Origin of the sequence: Neobacillus mesonae (assembly GCF_023715155.1) — a bacterium.
Classification (GTDB): Bacteria; Bacillota; Bacilli; order Bacillales; family Cytobacillaceae; genus Neobacillus; species Neobacillus mesonae_A.
Genome location: NZ_JAMBNQ010000138.1, coordinates 1 through 258, shown reverse-complemented (window position 1 = coordinate 258; position 258 = coordinate 1). Strand labels below are relative to the sequence as shown.

Sequence of the window (258 nt, the reverse complement as noted above, 5' to 3'; positions counted from 1 at the left end):
GATATTCCTGTACCACCACATTATCGTTTGAGTGATGGGGGGACGCAGGAGGATAGGGTAAGCGCGCTGCTGGTCATGCGCGTCTAAGCAGTTAGGCTGGTGAATAGGAAAATCCGTTCACCGTAAAGGCTGAGCTGTGACAGCGAGGGAATTATAGTACCGAAGTTCCTGATTCCACACTGCCAAGAAAAGCCTCTAGCAAGATAATGGGTGCCCGTACCGCAAACCGACACAGGTAGGCGAGGAGAGAATCCTAAG

The 258-nt window shown here is 51.6% G+C and carries 1 rRNA gene; it reads left to right on the top strand.

The window, feature by feature from the left end:
• Positions 1-258 (top strand): 23S ribosomal RNA (locus tag M3183_RS27660); the annotation flags it as partial.